The following is a 21,491-nucleotide window of genomic DNA, read 5'->3' as shown; positions in this document are numbered from 1 at the left end:
GAATGATTTCGAACTGGTAAGCATTTATTTGAATTAAAGAAAACTGCATAATTTAAATTTTTAAAGCCTTTTTTCATTAGGCTTATTTAAGTGCGTCTATTTTTATATTCAATTTGATTTTAATCGAAAATGTACAATTATTTTTTTGAAAATATAGAAAAAGAGCTATCGCTAGCGGATTTTTTTACCCTCTATTGCGACAGCTCCATTAAAATTTAATTTAAATAGCTAACTTATTTGAACTATAATTATTTTTAATTAAGTATTATTAATTTTATAAAACTTACTAAGTATATATCTCTTATCCTTATTATTTTTTCCAATAATATAAGGAAAATAATTAATTATTATTTTTTCAATAATAATACTAACTAAAATGATTATCAATGTAATTAACAGTGAAAAAACAATAGATTTTCTCAATATTTCCCCTTCAATATTCAATAATAGCTCCATTACTTTAATTATTACTCTTTTAATAGGTTCATGAACTAACATTATAATTAATGAACTCATTCCTACAGATTGCACATATTTATTTTTAAATTTATTTGCAATATACATAACAATATATATTCCACAAAATGCTGCCAATATAAAATTAAAATAAGAACTATATTTCCTAGCAAGTATATTTGAAGAACCAAAAAAATGATTTATTAATAAAGATAAACTTAAACATAACAAAAATAATCTATTGTTATTAAAATATTCTATATTATCATTATTTTTTTTCTTTAATTCATTCTTATAGCCACAATAAATAAAAATTGTACTAATTAACGCACTTTCCAATACCCATGGCAACATGATATTCGAATACTTACTTAATAAATAACCACTAATAGATAAAATACTTATAAATATAATTTCAGTATTATTAGAGTATTTTTTCTTTATTATTAAAAATACAATTAATTGTGCAATAAACAGACAAGGTAAAAACCATAATACTACATTAAATACAAATAACTCTTCATTACCTTGAGCTATAATAATATTTGCTAATACTTTAGTTGTAGATATATTTATTTTATCCCTTATATTTCTCTCTACAATATACCAATATATATAAAATATTAAACTAAACGAAAAATATGGTACACATATTGTTTTAAATTTTCTTATAAGAAATTTAATACAAGGCATTTCAGCTTCCTTAATGGCCATTGTTTTTCCTGAAATAAAAAAGAATAATGGCATATGGAATAAATATATATAATTTGTAATAGTTGAAGTAGACATTACATGTGCAAATACAACCAAAAATATTCCTATTGCCTTTGCATTATCCAGCCTATAATCTCTCTCCATTATTTTGCTCCTTCTTTAATCATAGGGCAGACTCTTACACATATATAACATTTTATGCACTTCTCTTTGTCAATAATAGGGTAATTAAACCCTTCTTCGTCTTTGTAAAAGCTTACTGCATCTTTTGGACATCTATATATACATGCAGAACAGCCACAACAGTCTTCCTTATTTTTAAATAATATAGGATAATCCCTTTCCATACTTATCTTCTCCTTGATACTCTCTTTAATGTAAATATTCTTACACTATTTTTACTCTAAAACATTTATACATAATTCCTTAGGCTAATTATCTTTCATAATACAACTTAGCTCTTTTATCTTTAACAACTTAAATTAAATAAAAGCCCCGAAATTAATGATATACTTTCAAAATTATAAAATTTTATAAGATGCTTTACACATATAAGAATATAAAGCTTCTTATATAAGTTTTTCAAATATTCAATTATCATACTCTATTAAATCTTAAAGGTCTATTTTTTCAACATATCTATACACTTTATATAACTCTTTCCATTTATTAGTACCATCATCACAAACAGTAAAAAATATAAAATGAAACCTATAATATTATTAACAAACCAAAATACTAATACGAACACAATTGTTAATATTGCTTCTAATAAATTATTTATTATATACGACTTCTTTGATGTATTTAAATAATCTACTAAAACATATTCAGCTAAATAAAATCTTATCATAATAACTAACACCATAAAAAGTGCCACAATCTTTATATTATGGAATATGTATGCTCCAATTAACGATAAAATAATACTTATTATGCATGAAATAATGTTTATTTTAAGTAATTTTTTTTCAAGCCTAAAAACTTTTAAATATAATGTTCCATATAAGTGCATCTTGCTATCATATACTAATATAGGAAACATTATTACCATATATTTAATACTATCTGAATATTGCGGTAGCCATTTTACTAAAATTATTGAAATAGGATAATATAACAATAAAAAACCTGATAATAAAACTCCTATAGCTAGTCTAGTATTTTCATAAAATACTTTTATTTTTTGCTTTTTCATTCTACATAATATAGGATATAGTACTAAACTTATTTGTGCAGTAAACTGTAGAATAAATTGAGTTGCAGACAATGAAAATGAAAACTTTCCAAATTCCTCAATACCAAAATTCATATCTATTATTTGTCTACTTGATCCAATAATCAACATACTTGCTAAGCTGGAAATCATAAGACTACTTCCAACGCAAATATTAATTTTACATTCCTTTAGTGCAACTTTTAACTCAACCGTTCTTGCACTAATAATATTTCTTGCCATATATAAACAGTAAATAAATGCACATACTTTTGAAAAAACTATAACATAAATATAATATTCAAATTTTTTGCATTTTATTACAATTAGAACTATTGCAAGAATTATACTAAAAAACTTCTCAATAAAAATTGAAGTAGAGAACCATTTAGTTTTATTAACACTTTGGAATATATACCCAAAATACAGATTGCTATTCATAACAATAATAGTAATAGCTAAACATATTAAAACTATTTTTCTATTAGATCCTATGTCTATTATAAAACCTAAACTTAATATAATAATTCCAAAAATCACTTGAAACATCATTAATATAATGTATTGTGACTTTAAAATTGATAAGTTAATCTCCTCATATTTCTTACCACCAATTCTTAAGTATATTCCATCAGCTAATCCTAATTGAAATATCATTGTATATAATGAATAGAACATATATAATTGCCAATATCCAAATTCAGCAACCCCCAGAACTTTAGGTAATATAAATGATAGCATTAAACTTAAACATAATGATATACCTTGCGCAAAAAATGCATATGAGACATTATAAATAATATTTTTTATTCCACGCTTCAATAATACTACTCCTTGCTATTCTAAATTTATTTTAAAATACACCTTTAATTTTCTTAACAGCTCTTAATATTCCAACATTGTACAATATTGGTTTTACTATAGCTTTAACTTTATCTTTACTAGTCCTTTTACAAAATTTATCACTTAATTCATCAAAGCTTAACGAATCAATATTTTTATAATATTCATTTCTATATGCATTAACTTTAGCTGAATTTACGACCATTGTTCCATCTGTTTCTATAACCTTATCATAAGGAATATCTATAAATCTTACTTGATCTATTATTTCCTCAAATACTGTATTAGCTAATTTCGAATTTAATATTACTGCTGTTGTTCCCTTATCATCATCCATATCTTTACTATAATCACCTATACTCCAGCAGTCAAAAATAGTAAAATCACTACAATGCTCATCTCCCTTAAAAGGGCATGCATAACAACTTGGTCTAGAAATTAATTCTTTAACATAAGGCTTTAGCATTAAATCTGTTTCATGACCTTTATAATATTTTTTCCCATTATCAAATTCTAACGCCATTACTGTACTAGAGAACCCATATTTTTTTTCTCTAAACCCAACCTTAATAATTTTTCCGCCATGTTTTTCTTCTTGATAATTCATATACTTTCTCCATACCTTTGGAGATGGAACTCCCTTACAAACTACATCTACCGTAATTAGTTTTTCATAATCTTTTCTTAGAAATGACTTTAATCCGCTTATTTGACAAGGAGTTCCACTAAAACATACCCATCTATCCTCTAATAAAAACTTTTCTACTTTAATAAATGAATCACCCAATTCACTTTGAACATATTTTGATCCTCTAAATTGACTTAAATCATGTTCATTTTCTACAAATGAATGAATTACATTAAAATTCGAATCAAATTTTGCTCCAAATACTACACCTTTTTTTCTAAGAACATATTGTGAGATAACAGTAAATACGCCTCCTGAAGTGCTTTTCTGTCTAACATCATCATTAATGTTTTGGACTGCTATTAACCTTCTTTTCATTTCTTTATTCATATCTATAAAAACCATCTTTCCAATTTATTAATTTTTCAAAGCCTCTACTAAATAATTTATAGAGTTATTTCTTAGGTCATCAATTCTCTTGTTTACACTATCATAATTTATTTCTTCTTCCATTTGAGTTAGTATATCCACCTTCTGGTCATATTTCCTGCTACTTAAATTTAAACTATTTAATAATGTGTGAATTCTAGAGTTTGTTGAACCCTTAGCTGTCTCAGAGTATCTATTAAAAATAATGAATTTTTTTTGATAAATAGCCGAATACACTGTCCCATGGAATGAATCTGTACACACATATTTAGCATTTTTAATAAGATTTAAAAACTCAGCTGGGCCAACATCGTATCTAACTATATCACCAAATTTAAAATCTCCTTCTACAATCTCATCCATAAATGGTAACGTCACAATCTTATACCCAGTTTTTTCACTTAATTTCTCCGCCGCTTTTCTATGTTGCTCATTCTCACCTAAATAATAACAGAATATATAATCTTCATTAATAAATTTCTTTTCTAAACAAACTTTGTCCCATTCATTAGCGCTAAATAACATAGTTGGGTCTACAACTACTGGCACAGACTTACCAATCATATCATTTACAATTTTTTGACCTGCTGTTTCTCTTACTGAAATACTATCTATCTTGCTAAGATAATTCCTTGTACTATTTTTTTGTATTGATGGCACCTGAGATACCCCAAAACTTGCTGAATATGTAACTTTTTTAGTTTCTTTACCAACCCATTCCAAAGTATAGTAATGACTTCCTAAATTTATCGGATGCCATACCTGGTCACTTCCTAATAATACAATATCATATCTTTTATAATTATTTTTAAGAGAATTATATCCTATAAAGTGTGGTGATTTTATAAAGTTTTTATCTACAAATTCATTAAATTTATCATTTCTTATTTCAAAATTCTTTCTAAAGTCTTTTCCCTTACTCCTTATGTATCTACTTTTTTTAATATTTTTATATTTCATCTTAATAACTGATGGTAACATCAACTGTGGTAAATAATTCATAATCTGTTTAAAAGATTTATCTTTATTATAGTATATACTCTCCACTTCATACCCTAAATCTTGTACGATTTTTTGGGTCGCATAAGACTGAAGGACACTTCCATAATTTTTTATTTGAAAACAATTTACAACACCTATTTTTATATTATTTTTTTTGTTCATATCACTTTGTGTATAATATACATTTATATTATACTTCTCCTCTCCATTATTATTTTTTTTCATAATATATTATTACTTTATTTCTAGATAACACAATGCTTCCTATAACTACAAATGGTATAAAATATACAATAGCAGTTTGAATATAAGAAAATCCATACCAGCAATATCTAAATGAAGTTATAATTAAGAAAATAAAAAGAATATACCTATAAAATCCTACTTTTTTTGTTATAATATTTAAAATAATACAAAATAAATTTGTAAAAATAACTACTCCTAATAATCCAAAATTAATTAATGGCTCTGTTAAAATGAATTCTCCCCCTGGAGTATTATACTTTTCTCTAATTATCCCTCCAGCTCTATATGGTGTATCAACAAGTGGTACCATTCCATTAATATAAGTACTATATGTCTTTCCATATAATAATTCCTCATTTTCAACAAATTCTATACTTGAATTATAGACATATGTTAAATCGCATGCAGTATTTTGTATTATCACTTTTCTTAATAATTCACTTAATTTTAATTGAGTGTTTCCAGCCCTATATTCCCCTAGATATACCATTAACATTAATAAAAGAAATACTAATGTTCCGTATTTAAATATAGTTTTAATAGTAACTTTTATATCCCTTTTTACTAATATAATTATTATAAATGCCATTAAAAACCCAATAATATCTACTCTTTCATAATGAGATAAAAACCAAAATACAGTAAATATTAAAGTAGGTAATACAACCTTACTTCTTTTTATTTGAGTTGTTGCTATTAATAAACTACATAGCGACAAGTGATTCCATCCATTTCCTGGCAAAAGCGCAATAAACCTATTATCTCCTGTCCAAACAAATGGTATTGTTGGAAATGCTATTATTGCAGCCACTATAGAAATTACACAACAAAAATATATTGCATTTCTTGAAATTTTAATATTACATTTTAATAATTTCTTTTCATTCCTAAGCAAATTACTAAACCTTATCCAAATATACATTACTACATTGAATAAAAATATAGTAATTATTATTTCTTTATAATGTAGTGGTATTATATTTAAAGCTAATACCCCATAAGTATTACCATAATTATATTGAGCAAATGCACTTATCAGTATATAATTAGTTAATAACATTATAAGTGATATAATTGAAAACTTGGATTTAATAAGAATTCTAATTATCACATATATATTTATATAGAAAAGTATGTTAGGATCTATATTATTATTTTTAAAAACTAAGTATATAATTATTGCTACAGTAGCTATTAACATTGGTATCCAAATACTAAATTTATTTTTTCCTATAGTTCTACTAACCATATAAACTACCTTTTCTTTCCTGTAATATATTTATTTTGTATAGTACTCTAGTTTATAACGTGTAATATAATAATCTTCTATCTTTTTAGATTCAGTTTTGATATCATATCCATTATTAATTAATGTATCCATAGCCTTATTTCTATTATAATAAATGTCATTTTTAATGATTATATCTGCCCATTTTTCAACATTTTCATCAATATTTAACAACTCAATATTATCAACTATTTTAATACTTCTATCAATATTATTTGATAAAAAGCATTTTAATCCTGATGCTTGTGCCTCTACACCAACTACCGGAAACCCCTCCCATAAAGAAGGTAGCACGAACACATCCATTGCTTGATAAAATTCATTTACATTATTTGTTCCAGGAATAATAATTACACTTTCATTTAAACCTTTTTTAGATATTTTTTCTTTTATATCATCAAGCAGCTCCCCAGTACCAATAAGTAAAAGAATTGAATTAGAATTTTTTCTTTTTATCTCTTCAAATATATCAATTAAGTAATTATGATTTTTTTGATTCATAAACCTTCCCACGTGTCCCACGCAAAACTTTCCTCTTATTCCATATTTTTGTCTCACTTTATTTCTTATCTCTTCATTATAAGAAAATTTATTCAAATCAATAGCATTGTTCATAAGCAGCACTTTTCCACTATTAAAATTTTTTTCACCAAAAAGAAACTTTCCAGCTTCTATACCACAGCTAAAATAATCTGTTGCACAAATTTGATTTAACTTTTTTAATATCTCATATACTAAACCTTTAATTTTACTTTTCACTATAAATGAATTATGTGAATGAGAAATTGTAATTTTTGTTCCAAAAAACTTTGCAATTGCTAATGTATAAAAATTGGTTAATGTCATATGAGAATGTACAATATCAAATCTACCTTTCTTCATAACTTTTAATGTCTCTAATACATTCTTTAATATACTATCTCTCTTATGTGATATAATATGAACTATAAAACCATATTTTTCAAATAACTCTATGCATCCTTGTGCATTTTTATCCTGAGTCAAAATATGAAATTCAAATTTATCTTTGTTCATATGCTTAGTATAATTTAATATTATAGATTCTACTCCACCATACTCCAATCTACATACAACATGTAATACCTTTATTTTTTTCACAGTTCTCCTCCTAATTTTATGAGCGAAAATTCACTTAATAATTTATGATTAACCTATATAAAACTATTACCCTTTCTTATATATTATACTGTTAATCTTTTCAATTTCACTCTATTAACTATTGGCCTTATATAAACTTGAAGTATTGATGCAAATCTTATAGAAAAGTAATATGGCATAATGTTAAAAATTTTAATAAATAATCTCTTTATAACACCTGCCTTATACTGCCTAAACGGTTCATTACTCCACGGACTCTTATTTTTATAATATAAATATCTATCTTTATATTTATGATTACACCCCTCCACCCATGGCCTTCTACTTATAAAACTTGTAGTATAATGAATTATTACTGGATCTTCAATAGCTTTCTTAATCTCTTCTTTTGAATAAAAGTTTGGTGGCTTCCTATATATCAACATATTTTCATAAGTAAAATCAAAAAAAATCGTTACTGCATTATATTTAGGATTAATACATAATGTTTGCTTGCTTAAAATAGAATTAAGCGCACCTTGATCTCCCTGTTGTATAATTCCATTATTTTTTTTTATTAATTTTAGCAATCTATCTTCTATACGGTTTTCTTTCCACTTTAACATATCTATAAGCATTACACCTGAATTAAACATTATATCATTAGGCTTTAACCTTATATTAGCCCTATATCTACTGCTAAATGCATCCTTAAGTGCAGCTATTGTATTTCCTTCTAAATCAATATTCCATAAATCTTTAATTGATTTTTCAATAATTGTATCACAATCAAGATATAATACTCTCTTTATATCCTTATCTAATAAATCCCCAATAAATAACCTTGCGTATTGACTTAATGATCCTCTATCCATTTCAACATTAATTCCAAGAACATCATTAATATTTTTTGCTTGAATCCACATTGGTAACTTCTTACTATAATTAACACATATGCTTTCTATTTTATCCTTATTATCTTTCGATATGTTACTATCTAATATATATATGTTAATATTCTCATCCTTGTTATTTTCAAAAAGTGATAAAATAGATACTCCCATTATATCCGAAAAATTATCATCACTTGCATAAACTATATACATTTCATCTTCATATATATTTTTTCCCATCACTTCACCTTCTCTTACCTATATTAGTAAATAATATCTAATTATTATTTGCTATGATGCATTCTTATCTCCAAACAACACAAGTACCGTCTTAAATATAAGCTTAATATCAATCCAAATATTTCTCTCATCAACATATTTAATATCAAGCTTCATCCAATCTTCAAAGTCGATATTATTCCTTCCACTAACTTGCCAAAAACAAGTAAGTCCTGGCTTTACACTCAATCTCTTATACATCCACTTTTCAAATTGAGCCACTTCCTTAGGTAAGCTTGGCCTTGGTCCTACCAAACTCATATCACCCTTAAGAACATTCCAAAGCTGAGGAAGTTCATCAAGTGATGTTTTTCTAATAAACTTCCCAACCTTAGTTACTCTAGGATCATCTTTCATCTTAAACATAGGTCCAGACATTTCATTTTGATGAGCTAGTTTTTCCTTAAGCTCTTCAGCATTTACAACCATGGACCTAAACTTGTACATATCAAATAATTCACCATTTTTACCAACTCTTTTTTGAGAGAAAAATACAGGTCCTTTAGAAGTAAACTTAACAGCACATGCTACTATTGCAATAACTGGACTTAATAAAAGTAATCCACTTCCTGCTCCTATGATATCGATTGCCCTTTTAGAAATTTCATAAATTCTTTTTCTATTTTCATCTATATTATCAAACTCAACTCTAATCCCTTTCATGCATGTCCCCCACTTCTTTATATAATATAAACCCCTAAAATATTATCATTTGTAAAGTATTATTCATTTCCGTAGTAGTATTGATACTTATTTCTAGTGTTATCTACAGCATGTAGAATAGTTCCAATAATATCTGCATTAACTTTCTTTAAAGTATTAACTGTATTTTGTACTTCATCCTTTTTAGTAACACCAGCTCTAACTACAACTAAAGTACCATCTACCTTTGTTGATAATATTTGCGCATCAGCAACAGCTTGCACTGGTGGTGTATCTAAAACAATATAATCAAAATGCTCTTTCATTTCCTTTAAAAATGCAGTCATTGCCTTTGAAGCTAACATTTCTGCTGGGTTTGGTGGTACCTTTCCAGCTGTTATAATACTAAGATTTTTATTATAACAATGTGCTACATCCATAACTTTTTGTTTTTGAAGTAATATATTTGAAATACCGTATGTATTAGTAATTCTAAAATTCTTATGCATAGAAGGCTTTCTCATATCGCAATCTACTAATAAAACTTTTGCTTCTCCTTCAGCTAAAGTCAATGCTAAATTTCCTGCAGTAGTAGATTTACCTTCTCCTGGATTAGAACTAGTTATTACTATAGTTTTATACTCTTTATCAAAAGAAGAATATTGAATATTAGTTTTTAAGCTTCTATAAGCTTCTGCTGCTACAGACTTTGGACTTTTTTCAACTATAAACATTCATCTTACCTCCTATATACTTTCAATATCTGGAATAGCTCCAAGCACTGGTATACCTAATTCCTTTTCAAGTTGATCTTTATTTTTATATGTGTTATCTAAATATTCTAATAAGAAAACTAAACCTACACTTACCATAAGCCCTAATAAAAATGCTATTGCTATATTCATTTTTTTATTTGGGCTTACTGGATTTTGTGGCAATTCAACTTCTTCAATAATTCTTACATTACCATTAGGAACAAGTTCCTTTGCAGTTACTATAAATTCATCTGTTACACTTTTTAATACATCCTTAGCTTCATTTGGATCTTTACTTTGATACTTAATTTGAAGAATTTGAGTATTTGATATTGGATTTACAGTCAAAGATTCTACTACATTACGAGCTTCTAATCCGTCATATTTCAATCCACTAATTGCTCTATTAACTAAATCTTTTGTTTTTATGGCTTGAGCATAAGTTTGTAGTAATTGTTGATACATATTGATTTCACTACTGTTATAAGCTGCATTATCATTTTCTTCCTTACCTACAAATACCTTGGTACTTGCTTCATAAACCGGATCAATTACAAAGAAACTTATAATTCCTGATATTATAGTAGCTGTTAAAGTGATTGCTACAATTATTATCCAACGCTTTTTTATTGCCTCAAAAATTTCTGAAATACTGATTACTTGTTCTTCCATTTCATTCATTAAAATTTTCACTCCTTATCATCATGACAACCAATATAAAATCAAAATATATAGTTTCATCAATAATTTGTGATGATACTTTAGTTGTCACAAAATTATAATCTTATAAATTAAAATAATTTTAAATTTATGATACAAAATCCCTCATTTAATTTTTTTCTAAAATTCAATCTCAGGAATAACTCCAACACCATGAATTCCACTTTGCTCTTCAAGTGCTTTTAAATACTTTTACACCTGCTTCGTATTGTTGTTTAATGAAAAAAACACTAAGTAATATGAAGCTTATTACAACCGTAATTATTGTTTTCCAATTCTTTTTCATCTCTTCTAAATATTCTGTAATATTTACCATTTATCTCCCTGTTTATTAAATTTATCTTAATATTCTTTATTCAATTGAAATTATATCATAAAATTCGACATTTTAAAGTCAATTTTCTCTTATATTCGACAAATTTGAAAACATATAACTTTCTTTTTTGTGTAATATATTGAATTTTTCATTCCTAATCTATCCTTTTTTAAATATTATTAACTTTTTTCATGCTAATCATTTTTATTACATCATTATCATTTCCATATTTCCCACAAAAAAATTTTAATATTATTATATTTCGCATTAAATTTTTAATTTTTTCAATAAATTAGTTGTATATAAATTCTTTCATAGATATTCTATTTAATTCTTCCTATAACTATTGGAAATTATATAATTTAATAAACATAATTTTTTTTAGAATATATGCTCTCCCCCTTAAATAAAAAAATATCTACATTTAACTCCTGATATTATAGTAGCTGTTAAAGTAATTGCTACAATCATTATCCAACGTTTTTTTAATGCTTCGAAAATTTCCGACAGACTAATTACTTGTTCTTCCATTTCATTCATTTAATTTACACTCCTTATCCTCGTGACAATCAATATAAAGTTAAAAGATATAATTTCATCAATAATTTATGCTACGATTTGAGTTGTCACACAATTGTAATAATATTAAGTTAAAATAGTTTTAAATTTAGAATACTAGATCCTAAACTTTAATTTTTCTCTAAAATTCAACATTAGGAATAACTCCAAGGACAGGAATTCCCATTTGTTCTTCAATAGATTTCTTGCTTTTAAAAGTATTATCTAAATACATAAACCCTAATACTCCACCTACACCTGCCATTAATCCTAAAATTAATGCAAGTCCAACAATCATAAGCTTTTTACTAAGCAAATTGCCATGATTAACATGCACTTGCTCTAAAACCTTGATATTAACAGTTGGATATAATTCCTTAGAATAAGCAATTAAGTTTTCAGTAGTAGAATAAAGCAAATCATAGCTTTTCTGAGGATTTAAACTTTTATATTTTACTTCTATAATTTGAGTATTAGTAATTGGATTAACAGTAAAATTACTAATAACTGAATCATAAGTTATTTTCTCATCTTTATTACTTAAATTATTAACGTTGGAATCATTTATTGATTTATTAATAAGCTTCTTACTTTTTATAACTTCAGAATAGGTAGTAATTAATCTTTGATATAAACTTATTTCTTCATTATTATAATTTTCTGTAGTACTTTGGAATTTTTGTTTACCAATAAATACTTTTACATTTGCTTCGTATTCCTGTTTCATAAAAAAAGTTGTATATAAACCACTAATTAATACGAAGCTTAATACAGCCATAATTATTATTTTCCAATTCTTTTTTATCTCTCCCAAATATTCCGCAATATTTATCATTTATCCCCCTATTTTTCAAAATTATCTTATTATTCTTCTGGCAATTGAAATTATAGCATAAAATTTAATATTGAAAAATCAATGCTAAATGCAATTAGCCTCAAAAATGTAAACGTATTTTTGACTTTTTTTGCAATATTTTAGAATTACTTTTTTCTGTAATTATCTTTTTTTACTTATATTAACTTTTTTCTTGCTTCTTATTTAAGATACTGCTTTTTAATTATTTTTACATTTAATAAATTTTCCAAAGCTTGTCGTAATTTGCAGTAAAGTTTTTTTCAATTTTAACAATTTAGAAACATCTATATTATTTTGTAGATATTCCACATAAACTTTTTCTATAAATACTGGAAATTATGTAGTATAATGAACATAAGTTCTTAGAACAATTGTTCTAAAACTGAATAAAAAATGGGGTGATACTTTTTGAATAATTATAATAACGAAATTAAACTTAACTCAAAAAGACTACTTGATATAATTTTAAATGCCAAAAATAAAGATTCCGATTCTATACTTTTTTTAATTAATAAATATAAACCACTTATAATAAAATACTCAATATCTTATATATTAAAAAATTATGATAAGGAAGACCTAATTCAAATAGGAACAATAGCAGTAATTAAAGCAATAGAAAAATATGATATATCTCATGGCGAAGACTTTATTGATTGTTATATAATTAATTCAATTAAAAATACTTATAGAAATTTAGCTCGCGCTAATATCAAATACCAAAGTGAATCAAGCCTTAATATTTCAGTTGATGAAGACACAGATATCCAATCATTATTACCTGATGATTATAATTTAGAAAATGACATAATTAAAACTATGCAACATGTTGATCTAAAAAATCTACTTAAATCACTAACTCTAGAGGAGTATACCCTTATAAAAGAAGCTTACCTTACTGAAAGTTCAAACCTTTATAAATATTGCATTACAAATAATTTAAATTACCATAAGAAAAGAAGAGAATTAATAGCATTATTATCAAAACTAAAAATTAAACTTAGTAAATAAAATTATCATTTAAGAAAACCTTTTCTAAATAAAGTTATTCTTAAATAAAAAATATCTACATTATATATAGATATTTTTATCTATTATAAATGTAGATATTTTTTCATATTAATAATTTATATAACTCTTAAAGTATATTATCATTAAATTTTATTATTAAACTATATTACTATTATATATAGGTTTTATATTACTCTTATTATATAAGTCTTACATTACTTTCTAAAATTTTGTTTTTATTAATTTATATATTAAAAGCTATGCAATTTTATTATTTAACTTAAATACATTGAAATTGAACTCATATAATTTAAAAAATATGCACCTTTAAAAAAGCCCTAAGAACTTCTTTTCCTTTACAGCAGTTCCATTAAAAGCTACTTCTTCATCATCAAGCATAGCACTTGCATTGCTAATGAAGGCTCTTTTTTGAGATTTTTCTAAAAGTTTAAGAGCTTCGCTCATATCTGTATCTCTTCCTCTCTCTCTATGCGCATCAGATCCAATAAAGCTATAAACATTATGTTCTAAGAACTTTTGAGCTGTTTTCTTAACATCTTTACCAAAATTCCCCGCAATACTTCCCGCATTTAACTGGAATAGCATTCCTTCTTTTATAAGCGCATTAATCATTGAAGGTTTTTTAATAAATTGCTTGTACCTTTCTGGATGAGCAATTATTGGCACTATTTTTCTTATTTGAAGCTCATAAATAGTATCGATAACTTCATCTAAATTAAACTCAAGCATTGGTAGTTCAATAAGCATATATCTTGACCCATTAATTGTTCCAATACACTTGTCATTAAAGTACTCCATAAGATTGCTACTGTAATATACTTCTTGTCCCGCATATATATTTATATCTATATTATTGTCTGCTGCAACTTTCTTTAATTCTTCTACTCTTTTTAAAACTTCAGAATACTCAACATCAAATCTTCCTCTCATAAAATGAGGTGTTGCTACTATTGATTTAGTTCCTGATATCTCTGCTTTTTTTAACATTGTAATTGTCATTTCTATACTTTTTGAACCATCATCAATCTCATTTATTATATGTGAATGTATATCTATCATCTCTTATTCCCCTCTCGCCATTTTATCCTTTGTTCAAAAGATTAATTATATTATATCTAACTTACTGTTATTTTCAAATAATTCTCTAAAAACTATACCTAAGAAAGCAATTGCTCTACTTTATAATAACAAGCAAAATAGCTTCTTGAACATACCAAAAGTAATTTTATAAAAATTAAAGTTAACCTAAACCAGGAACAATTACACTTTCACTTTCATTTTCATTCCTAGATTCAATCATTTCTTCATCATCTGGAATATCTGGCCATGCTTCAAAGTCATTTGAAGTATCATCTGTAACATCTGGTTCAACCCTTCCACCTTCTGATGGTGGCATAACCTCTTCATTTTCTACAATATATGCAACTATTCTTTGTACACTATCATTGTAGTAATATTCCATTGCAATATGCCCTACATCTTCTCCACTATATTGCATTCCCTCTTCATATATATTTTTAATAGTTTGAAGCATATTTTTATCGCTACTCTTAAACTTCTTTGGTATATAGCCTTCACTAACACACCAAATTGCCATTTGTGTTGCAAAATATGCATCACCATCTGATGTTAAACCTAGTTCTTCTGCACTTTTATTAGGATATCCGGCTGCCATAATTCCTATTATATTCTTTTCTGGTGTTCCTTCAAACTCAAACATTTCCCCATTTGGGTATTCTTTTTCAACTTCTAAACAGTATGCTGCTCCTACTTCTGTAGTAATCTCTTTTGCTATTAAATAAAAGTCTTCATATCCAATACTTCCAAGCACATTATCCCCCGTACTAACTACCATCTTGTTTCGCACATTTTCTGCTTTTGATACACCTTTTGATGTTTCATTATTATTTATAGGATTAACTCTTTCTTCTACTAAATCACTAACTTTTGAAAAATTAGCTTTTTCAGAAAATACAGATACAGATTTACCACCTTGAAAATCAACACTATTAATTTCATTGCTTCTATTAATATAATTTAATTTTTGTAATTTTAAATTTGAATTTTTATATGTAGGGCTTCCTCCTACATTTTCAACCCTAACTGATCCATCAACTCTTGTTAAAGGTTCTGCATAAACAGTGTTTGTCAAATTTATAATTAACATAAGTAATATGGTAATGATAATCAATAAGTTTTCTTTAACTCTTTTCATTAGTGCACCTCCAATAAAGTTATTCTTATAATTATTTTTATGTTGTTTTTTAATTTATCATTTTAAATTAGTCCTTTGATATTTATTCACAGAAAATTTTCCAATATCATAACTCCTAATATTATTGTTGGCCTTATATGAAAATATATACTTGAAATCTAATTTCCTTAATAATAATTTTTGTTTTAAAACTGCTATTTTACTAATCTTATAATTTCATAGAATTAATATCTTATAAATATTTTTGTATTTTTAAATTCTTATATATATTAATTATTAAATTATTTTAAACTATGTCACCTTAACTCATAAAAACATATTATATTAGGAGATTATTTTTTTATAATCTTTGTAAAAATATATGAGGTGGTAAAACTAATGAAAAACGAAAGAATAAAACGATATACTAATGAAATAAGAACTAAAAATTTTATTATAAGAAAAATTTCTAATCCCAACAATTGTAAAAACAAAGTAGACGGTCTTATTCCAGGTGGTGATAGGTCAAACTCATATGTATGGGCAATGGCTGAAACAAAGAAATATATCTATATAGGAAGTAACCGAAATTTACTACTAAATTCCATTAATTTATTTATTACTAATGATACTTTAGCAAATGTAATTACTAAACTTGTATTTAGAGGCGATGTTCCTACTGATGTTGATGATAATGCTGCTAGAATATTTAGATATAATAAATCTACTAAAAAAATTGAACTTGTTTACAAATCTGAAACTGATGCTGATGGAATAGTTTATGAAACTGGTTATAGAAGTGCAATAACATTTAAAGCCAGTAATGAAGATAGTGAAAGTGTTTATATGGGTGGATTTGGGCCTAAGTATGCTAGAATATTAAAATTCAAAGATAATTTTGTTATAGGAATTGATAAGCCTGAAGTTGTATTTTTTGATGAAAGTGGTTTTGCAAGCATAAGGTCTATGGAAATTTATAATAACAAATTATACTTTGGAATGATGATTATTGATTCTGACTTAGTAATCATGGAAAGTGAAAATCCTAGTAAAGATAATTGGAATGTTGTTGCAAATTTAAATTCTTTCCAAAACATTCCAAATGTAGATCAACTTTCTACTGGATTTGGAGGTATCTTCGATTTAATTGATTATAATGGCTATCTATATTCAATAATTGGATCTTGAAGTAAGCCTTTAGAGGAATCTGGATTTTTAGTATTCAAAGGTAATCCTATTGAAACTATAGATGAGTATGATTCTAATTTTGATTGGAATTGGCAAATGATAGTTGGTCCTGGTGCAAAATATGAATCTGGCCTTGGAATACCTTATCATGCTGTAGCAACTCCATTTAAATATACAGCTTGTGATGGTAATGAATATGTATATGTTGGAACTTTTTCTAATATAATTTATGCAATTCAAAGAATTACTCAATTTGATTTTAGTTATTTATATGAAAGCTTTAAAACTCCTACTACCCTTTATAGATTCGATGAAAATGATAATTGGGATTTAGTTATAGGTACACCAAATGATTCTCAATCATTTGAAACTGCATTAGGTAATTATAAAGCTGGGTTCGTTAGTAAATGTAGCAATATAGATTATTCTTCTAATCAATATATTTGGAGAATGTCTAATTACAACGACAAATTATTTTTAGGAACATTTGATTCATCAACATTATATGATTACCTTATTCCTAAAAACATTCCATGCTCTTTAAATAACTTCAAAGAAATACTAAAGTTTTTATTAAACTATTTGATTCAACTCAAAATCATAAATTCATCTAAAGCCTATAATATAATTGATTTATTTAAAAATTATACTAATCTTAGTAATACTCCTGATAAAATTTCACTTGTATATGCATGTTCACATTCTAATGAAATGAAACCTAGCGAATATTTAGAAGAGCATATTAATAATTTAACTATAAATGCTCACTTAAATTTATTAAGTTATTTTAATGCCTTCCTTCCAGATGATTTAAGTACTGAAATCACTGAATTAATAAGCGATATTAACTTTGTTAATTGTGGAAACTATTTAAATAAAAATGTTTTATCAGCCTTAGATATGATTTCTAAAAAACTCCCTTATGACACAATAAATGATGATGAAAAATATTTAGAATTAATTTATGAAAATCTAAGTTACTATTTTGGTGATGGAGCTGTAGATGCTATAAGAAATGCCATTGATAAATGTAATAACAATAAAGAGAATCTTATTTTATTAATTTCTAAAATTAAAAATTACTTGAATTCTGATGAGATAGCAAGGCAAATTTATTATATTAAGGAAATAAGAAAAATGTTAGATAACTCTTTATCTGGCTTTGATTTCTTTGTATCTAATGATGGACTTAATTTTAGTAGGATTACTAGAAATGGATTTAATGATAAATTTAATTATGGACTTAGAACATTTATATCTAGTAATGATTGTCTTTATATAGGTACTGCTAACCCATTCTATGGTGGACAACTTTGGAAGCTAACTGAGATTTAATTTAAATTGTAATATAGCATTAATTGAAATGTTACATTATGTGTATCCTCTGATATATCATAAATATTTGTAAGAAAAAATGCCTAGATTGCTTAATCTAGGCATATCTTATAATTAATAATTTATTAGTTATTATTAATTGATTTCTCTACGCCGTTTTAAATAATTTTACTAACTGTTATTTCTTCTAAAAACAGTTACTTTTACTTAATAAAACAATTATACTTTGTAACCCCATATAATTCTGTTATATTAAAATGTTGTTAACAACATTTTGGTATAACAGACCTATATGATATTTTCAACAACATTTTGATATAACAGAGATTTATACTAATTACACCTTCTAGCAACTACAATAGTTCTCGCATCAGTAAATTCATAACTACAAGTTACTAAAGTTATAAGATTATCCCCTGCACTAAAATCAACATCCTTTTTATAAAGAGATTCCTCTGCCTCATTATACGCATAATTAATGAATTCATCTTCACTTGCAAATCCAATTGCTAAATTAACTTCATTTACATTCTTTACATAAACAGAAAAAACTTCATACTCATATAATGTATTATTCATTATTATGCTAATTTTATTATCTTCATTGAAAAAACTTTCTTCCTTATAATTTGTAATATTATTAAACATAGTTCCATTTCTCATATTATGTCCATATAAAATAATATTCTTATCATTATCAATATCGTTTGCACTTTCTACAAAAACTGTCCCGGAAATATTAGATTCTTTTCTAAAGTTATGCTTCAAATAATAATCATTATCTGAACTTTGAACAACAGGATAATTTATATTTGTATTTTCAATTTGTATCCACATTTTATAATCACTATTTATAGATTTTAATTGTTCTTCATTTGCACTATTTACATAATCCCCATCTTTAGATTGATCTTGTCCATCATTTTCTCCACTAGAATTATTATCTGAATCACTAGCTTCATTAATTACTGGTTGAAGATCCTGTATTTCTGAATTTAACTTATCATCTTTATTGTAATTATAATACTTATATCCTATAATACTTAAGCATACTATAATAATAGCTACTAATATAATGTTAATTATCTTTCTCATATATTTTCCCTTTTTACATTTTATATTTATATATCTATTTTATCATTATAATTTATAAATTGCTTAAATATATTTTATGAATTTATTCTCTACTTTCAACTTTTTGTTTATTAATTTCAAGTAATAATGCTCCTCCTGATAATATTAACACTGCAATAACCATTACTAATCCTTCATCACCAGTTTTAGGTATTACTATATTATTATTTGATACTTCTGCCTTAACTGTTGTACATATTGTTGTCATCATTAGAAATATCATTAAAAATGTTAATATACCCTTATGAAAAATTTTATTTTTACCCCTATTTAGTTTTCTCATACCTTTTCTCCCTTTTCGTTTAAATAAATAATCATTACAGCTAATTTTGCCATACATATTAAATATATTTATTCAATGGCTAAATTATTACTAGCAAATCTCAATAAAATATCCCTTTTACTTTATTGAGGTTAACTATTTAACATATTTTACCATATTTTTTCTCTAATTTCTATAATTTTATTTTTAATATATTTAATCATTTATTTAAAAAAGAGTGTTCTCTTAACTTTAAAATTTTATTATTTAATAATAGTTATGTTAATTAACCATAATAATTTCAGAGTATCAACCTTACAACCCTAACTGTTTAGAATAACTTATATCACTTATTTTACAACTTCAAAAATTTTATAATTTTCTAGACATAAAAAAAAGAACAAACTGTATTTTATAACCACAATTTGTTCTCTCTCTCTGATTTAGCTTTATCCATACTATGTAAACTCATTAATTTTAATAACTTTATAAGCTGTATAAACGCGTTAATATATTATCCAACAACATTTCGATACAAAATCGGAATCTTACATATAAATTATATAAAAATATCAATATATTATCTCTATCATTAAAATCTAAACTACTATTTTTATATAATCCTCTATAGCCGTCTGAAATTTCTAATTATAAAATTATACATTATAATAATTTCTCCAAATTATTTACAAGCTCACCTATTGCATCTACATATTTATCAACAATTCTTCTAGCAACTTCATCAGCTAAATTTTCATTATAGATATGAGAAGTACAGTTTCTATCCTCTAACAAATTAATCCAAACCTGATCATCAGAAATTAAATTATTAACATAAGCTTTTTTGTATATAGTTCTTGGAAATGAATTTTCCAATGTTACACCTAAATACTTCATAAATTCCTTTAAAGTTTTATGTGTTAACTCATATGTAAATTCAAATCTTTGAATTAAGCTATCTCTTATTATATCATTTTTACCATCATACATATCACTAACTTCTTTTAATCTTAAATAGGCTTTCTTTAGATTTATATATTTAAATTCAACACTTCTCATATAATAAAATTCCTTCTTTCTCTACTTGCTCTATAAAAAATTCATCTCGAATATTATTCATATCTGAAAAATCAAACTCTAAAAGTGTATGTGTATTATTTTCAATTTCTTCAATAAATAATAACAAATCACTATCGCAATATATTCCTAAATCTATATCACTTTTTAATTCATTATCTCCTCTTGCTCTAGATCCAAAAAGAACTACTTTTTTAATTCCATCATATTTTTTCGATATATCTACTATTTCTTTTATTATATCCTTATTTAAATTCAATAGTTCTTCCCTCCGCTTATTTCTATATTTATTTATATTATATACCACAAATACTGCTTTATAAACATCTT

Annotated in this window: 23 protein-coding genes; 3 read left to right on the top strand and 20 right to left on the bottom strand. The window is 25.3% G+C overall.

Features of this window, described 5'->3' with window-relative positions:
• Nucleotides 1-258: 258 nt before the first annotated feature.
• The 14 genes from TY07_RS13600 to TY07_RS13545 all read right to left on the bottom strand — a co-directional run bounded on the left by TY07_RS13600 (nt 259) and on the right by TY07_RS13545 (nt 12,918).
• Nucleotides 259-1,314 (bottom strand): acyltransferase family protein, encoded by a 1,056-nt coding sequence (locus TY07_RS13600; protein ID WP_042401046.1) that lies wholly within the window; start codon nt 1,312-1,314, stop codon nt 259-261.
• Nucleotides 1,314-1,517 carry a 4Fe-4S binding protein gene (locus TY07_RS13595; protein ID WP_042401044.1) on the bottom strand — a complete coding sequence of 68 codons (204 nt, stop codon included), beginning with the start codon at nt 1,515-1,517 and terminating at the stop codon, nt 1,314-1,316. Before TY07_RS13595 ends, TY07_RS13600 begins: the two co-directional genes overlap by 1 nt.
• 275 nt (nt 1,518-1,792) lie before the next feature.
• Nucleotides 1,793-3,208: an oligosaccharide flippase family protein gene (locus TY07_RS13590; RefSeq protein ID WP_042401041.1), complete on the bottom strand. Its 1,416-nt coding sequence runs from the start codon at nt 3,206-3,208 to the stop codon at nt 1,793-1,795.
• A gap of 31 nt (nt 3,209-3,239) precedes the next feature.
• Nucleotides 3,240-4,247 carry a Coenzyme F420 hydrogenase/dehydrogenase, beta subunit C-terminal domain gene (locus tag TY07_RS13585; protein ID WP_172684738.1) on the bottom strand — a complete coding sequence of 336 codons (1,008 nt, stop codon included), beginning with the start codon at nt 4,245-4,247 and terminating at the stop codon, nt 3,240-3,242.
• 27 nt (nt 4,248-4,274) lie between these two features.
• Nucleotides 4,275-5,513 carry a polysaccharide pyruvyl transferase family protein gene (locus TY07_RS13580; RefSeq protein ID WP_078061380.1) on the bottom strand — a complete coding sequence of 413 codons (1,239 nt, stop codon included), beginning with the start codon at nt 5,511-5,513 and terminating at the stop codon, nt 4,275-4,277.
• Nucleotides 5,500-6,783: a hypothetical protein gene (locus tag TY07_RS13575; RefSeq protein ID WP_042401038.1), complete on the bottom strand. Its 1,284-nt coding sequence runs from the start codon at nt 6,781-6,783 to the stop codon at nt 5,500-5,502. The genes TY07_RS13580 and TY07_RS13575 overlap by 14 nt, the downstream gene beginning before the upstream one ends.
• 30 nt (nt 6,784-6,813) lie before the next feature.
• Nucleotides 6,814-7,941 (bottom strand): glycosyltransferase, encoded by a 1,128-nt coding sequence (locus tag TY07_RS13570; protein WP_052330736.1) that lies wholly within the window; start codon nt 7,939-7,941, stop codon nt 6,814-6,816.
• 83 nt (nt 7,942-8,024) lie between these two features.
• The gene (locus tag TY07_RS13565; RefSeq protein WP_042401035.1) at nt 8,025-9,053 is read right to left on the bottom strand and encodes a glycosyltransferase family 8 protein; all 1,029 of its coding nucleotides are present in this window, start codon (nt 9,051-9,053) and stop codon (nt 8,025-8,027) included.
• 51 nt (nt 9,054-9,104) lie between these two features.
• Complete coding sequence (locus TY07_RS13560) at nt 9,105-9,755, bottom strand: sugar transferase (protein ID WP_042401032.1); 651 nt, start codon at nt 9,753-9,755, stop codon at nt 9,105-9,107.
• A 59-nt stretch (nt 9,756-9,814) separates the two neighbouring features.
• Nucleotides 9,815-10,468, bottom strand: coding sequence for a CpsD/CapB family tyrosine-protein kinase (locus TY07_RS13555; protein WP_042401029.1), 654 nt, complete (start codon nt 10,466-10,468; stop codon nt 9,815-9,817).
• Between the two features lie 12 nt (nt 10,469-10,480).
• Complete coding sequence (locus TY07_RS13550; RefSeq protein ID WP_042401055.1) at nt 10,481-11,161, bottom strand: YveK family protein; 681 nt, start codon at nt 11,159-11,161, stop codon at nt 10,481-10,483.
• 220 nt (nt 11,162-11,381) lie between these two features.
• Entirely contained in the window at nt 11,382-11,525 is a 144-nt protein-coding gene (locus tag TY07_RS18120; RefSeq protein WP_156327510.1) for a hypothetical protein, read from the bottom strand.
• A gap of 402 nt (nt 11,526-11,927) precedes the next feature.
• Nucleotides 11,928-12,065: a hypothetical protein gene (locus TY07_RS18115; protein WP_198134003.1), complete on the bottom strand. Its 138-nt coding sequence runs from the start codon at nt 12,063-12,065 to the stop codon at nt 11,928-11,930.
• 160 nt (nt 12,066-12,225) lie between these two features.
• Nucleotides 12,226-12,918, bottom strand: coding sequence for a YveK family protein (locus TY07_RS13545; protein ID WP_042401028.1), 693 nt, complete (start codon nt 12,916-12,918; stop codon nt 12,226-12,228).
• A 429-nt stretch (nt 12,919-13,347) separates the two neighbouring features.
• Between TY07_RS13545 and TY07_RS13540 the strand changes: the two genes are divergently transcribed.
• Nucleotides 13,348-13,950, top strand: coding sequence for a sigma-70 family RNA polymerase sigma factor (locus TY07_RS13540; RefSeq protein WP_042401024.1), 603 nt, complete (start codon nt 13,348-13,350; stop codon nt 13,948-13,950).
• Between the two features lie 327 nt (nt 13,951-14,277).
• On the opposite strand, the gene TY07_RS13535 is transcribed toward TY07_RS13540, so the two are convergent.
• Nucleotides 14,278-15,030, bottom strand: coding sequence for a tyrosine-protein phosphatase (locus tag TY07_RS13535; protein ID WP_042401021.1), 753 nt, complete (start codon nt 15,028-15,030; stop codon nt 14,278-14,280).
• A 181-nt stretch (nt 15,031-15,211) separates the two neighbouring features.
• On the bottom strand, nt 15,212-16,186 hold the full coding sequence (locus TY07_RS17435; RefSeq protein ID WP_052330735.1) for a thioester domain-containing protein: 975 nt from the start codon (nt 16,184-16,186) through the stop codon (nt 15,212-15,214).
• Nucleotides 16,187-16,564: 378 nt separating this feature from the next.
• On the opposite strand from TY07_RS17435, the gene TY07_RS13525 reads away from it, so the two are divergent.
• Nucleotides 16,565-17,353, top strand: a complete 789-nt coding sequence (locus tag TY07_RS13525; protein WP_042401018.1) for a hypothetical protein — start codon at nt 16,565-16,567, stop codon at nt 17,351-17,353.
• 96 nt (nt 17,354-17,449) lie between these two features.
• On the top strand, nt 17,450-18,688 hold the full coding sequence (locus TY07_RS13520) for a hypothetical protein (RefSeq protein WP_042401016.1): 1,239 nt from the start codon (nt 17,450-17,452) through the stop codon (nt 18,686-18,688).
• A gap of 333 nt (nt 18,689-19,021) precedes the next feature.
• Here the strand turns inward: TY07_RS13520 and srtB are convergent, their stop codons facing one another.
• The 4 genes from srtB to TY07_RS13500 form a co-directional block, all read right to left on the bottom strand.
• Nucleotides 19,022-19,783, bottom strand: coding sequence for a class B sortase (gene srtB / locus TY07_RS13515; RefSeq protein WP_042401014.1), 762 nt, complete (start codon nt 19,781-19,783; stop codon nt 19,022-19,024).
• Nucleotides 19,784-19,865: 82 nt separating this feature from the next.
• The gene (locus TY07_RS13510) at nt 19,866-20,105 is read right to left on the bottom strand and encodes a hypothetical protein (protein WP_042401012.1); all 240 of its coding nucleotides are present in this window, start codon (nt 20,103-20,105) and stop codon (nt 19,866-19,868) included.
• A gap of 642 nt (nt 20,106-20,747) precedes the next feature.
• Nucleotides 20,748-21,143, bottom strand: a complete 396-nt coding sequence (locus TY07_RS13505) for a nucleotidyltransferase substrate binding protein (RefSeq protein ID WP_042401010.1) — start codon at nt 21,141-21,143, stop codon at nt 20,748-20,750.
• Nucleotides 21,130-21,420: a nucleotidyltransferase domain-containing protein gene (locus TY07_RS13500; RefSeq protein ID WP_042401008.1), complete on the bottom strand. Its 291-nt coding sequence runs from the start codon at nt 21,418-21,420 to the stop codon at nt 21,130-21,132. Before TY07_RS13500 ends, TY07_RS13505 begins: the two co-directional genes overlap by 14 nt.
• Nucleotides 21,421-21,491: the final 71 nt, after the last annotated feature.

This window comes from Clostridium saudiense (genome assembly GCF_000577815.1).
In the GTDB taxonomy this organism is placed as follows: Bacteria; Bacillota; Clostridia; order Clostridiales; family Clostridiaceae; genus Clostridium; species Clostridium saudiense.
The sequence above is the reverse complement of the archived record's forward strand: the minus strand, read 5'-3'. Positions and strand labels throughout refer to the sequence as shown.

What these genes read in the sequence shown, in the direction of transcription:
- TY07_RS17435 (WP_052330735.1), bottom strand. Translation starts at nt 16,186, where the DNA reads ATGAAAAGAGTTAAAGAAAACTTATTGATTATCATTACCATATTACTT.
- TY07_RS13555 (WP_042401029.1), bottom strand. Translation starts at nt 10,468, where the DNA reads ATGTTTATAGTTGAAAAAAGTCCAAAGTCTGTAGCAGCAGAAGCTTAT.
- TY07_RS13535 (WP_042401021.1), bottom strand. Translation starts at nt 15,030, where the DNA reads ATGATAGATATACATTCACATATAATAAATGAGATTGATGATGGTTCA.
- TY07_RS13575 (WP_042401038.1), bottom strand. Translation starts at nt 6,783, where the DNA reads ATGGTTAGTAGAACTATAGGAAAAAATAAATTTAGTATTTGGATACCA.
- TY07_RS13520 (WP_042401016.1), top strand. Translation starts at nt 17,450, where the DNA reads ATGATAGTTGGTCCTGGTGCAAAATATGAATCTGGCCTTGGAATACCT.
- TY07_RS13565 (WP_042401035.1), bottom strand. Translation starts at nt 9,053, where the DNA reads ATGGGAAAAAATATATATGAAGATGAAATGTATATAGTTTATGCAAGT.
- TY07_RS13550 (WP_042401055.1), bottom strand. Translation starts at nt 11,161, where the DNA reads ATGGAAGAACAAGTAATCAGTATTTCAGAAATTTTTGAGGCAATAAAA.
- TY07_RS18120 (WP_156327510.1), bottom strand. Translation starts at nt 11,525, where the DNA reads ATGGTAAATATTACAGAATATTTAGAAGAGATGAAAAAGAATTGGAAA.
- TY07_RS13600 (WP_042401046.1), bottom strand. Translation starts at nt 1,314, where the DNA reads ATGGAGAGAGATTATAGGCTGGATAATGCAAAGGCAATAGGAATATTT.
- TY07_RS13505 (WP_042401010.1), bottom strand. Translation starts at nt 21,143, where the DNA reads ATGAGAAGTGTTGAATTTAAATATATAAATCTAAAGAAAGCCTATTTA.
- TY07_RS13545 (WP_042401028.1), bottom strand. Translation starts at nt 12,918, where the DNA reads ATGATAAATATTGCGGAATATTTGGGAGAGATAAAAAAGAATTGGAAA.
- TY07_RS13595 (WP_042401044.1), bottom strand. Translation starts at nt 1,517, where the DNA reads ATGGAAAGGGATTATCCTATATTATTTAAAAATAAGGAAGACTGTTGT.
- TY07_RS13585 (WP_172684738.1), bottom strand. Translation starts at nt 4,247, where the DNA reads ATGAATAAAGAAATGAAAAGAAGGTTAATAGCAGTCCAAAACATTAAT.
- TY07_RS13525 (WP_042401018.1), top strand. Translation starts at nt 16,565, where the DNA reads ATGAAAAACGAAAGAATAAAACGATATACTAATGAAATAAGAACTAAA.
- TY07_RS13510 (WP_042401012.1), bottom strand. Translation starts at nt 20,105, where the DNA reads ATGAGAAAACTAAATAGGGGTAAAAATAAAATTTTTCATAAGGGTATA.
- TY07_RS13560 (WP_042401032.1), bottom strand. Translation starts at nt 9,755, where the DNA reads ATGAAAGGGATTAGAGTTGAGTTTGATAATATAGATGAAAATAGAAAA.
- TY07_RS13580 (WP_078061380.1), bottom strand. Translation starts at nt 5,513, where the DNA reads ATGAAAAAAAATAATAATGGAGAGGAGAAGTATAATATAAATGTATAT.
- TY07_RS18115 (WP_198134003.1), bottom strand. Translation starts at nt 12,065, where the DNA reads ATGAATGAAATGGAAGAACAAGTAATTAGTCTGTCGGAAATTTTCGAA.
- srtB (WP_042401014.1), bottom strand. Translation starts at nt 19,783, where the DNA reads ATGAGAAAGATAATTAACATTATATTAGTAGCTATTATTATAGTATGC.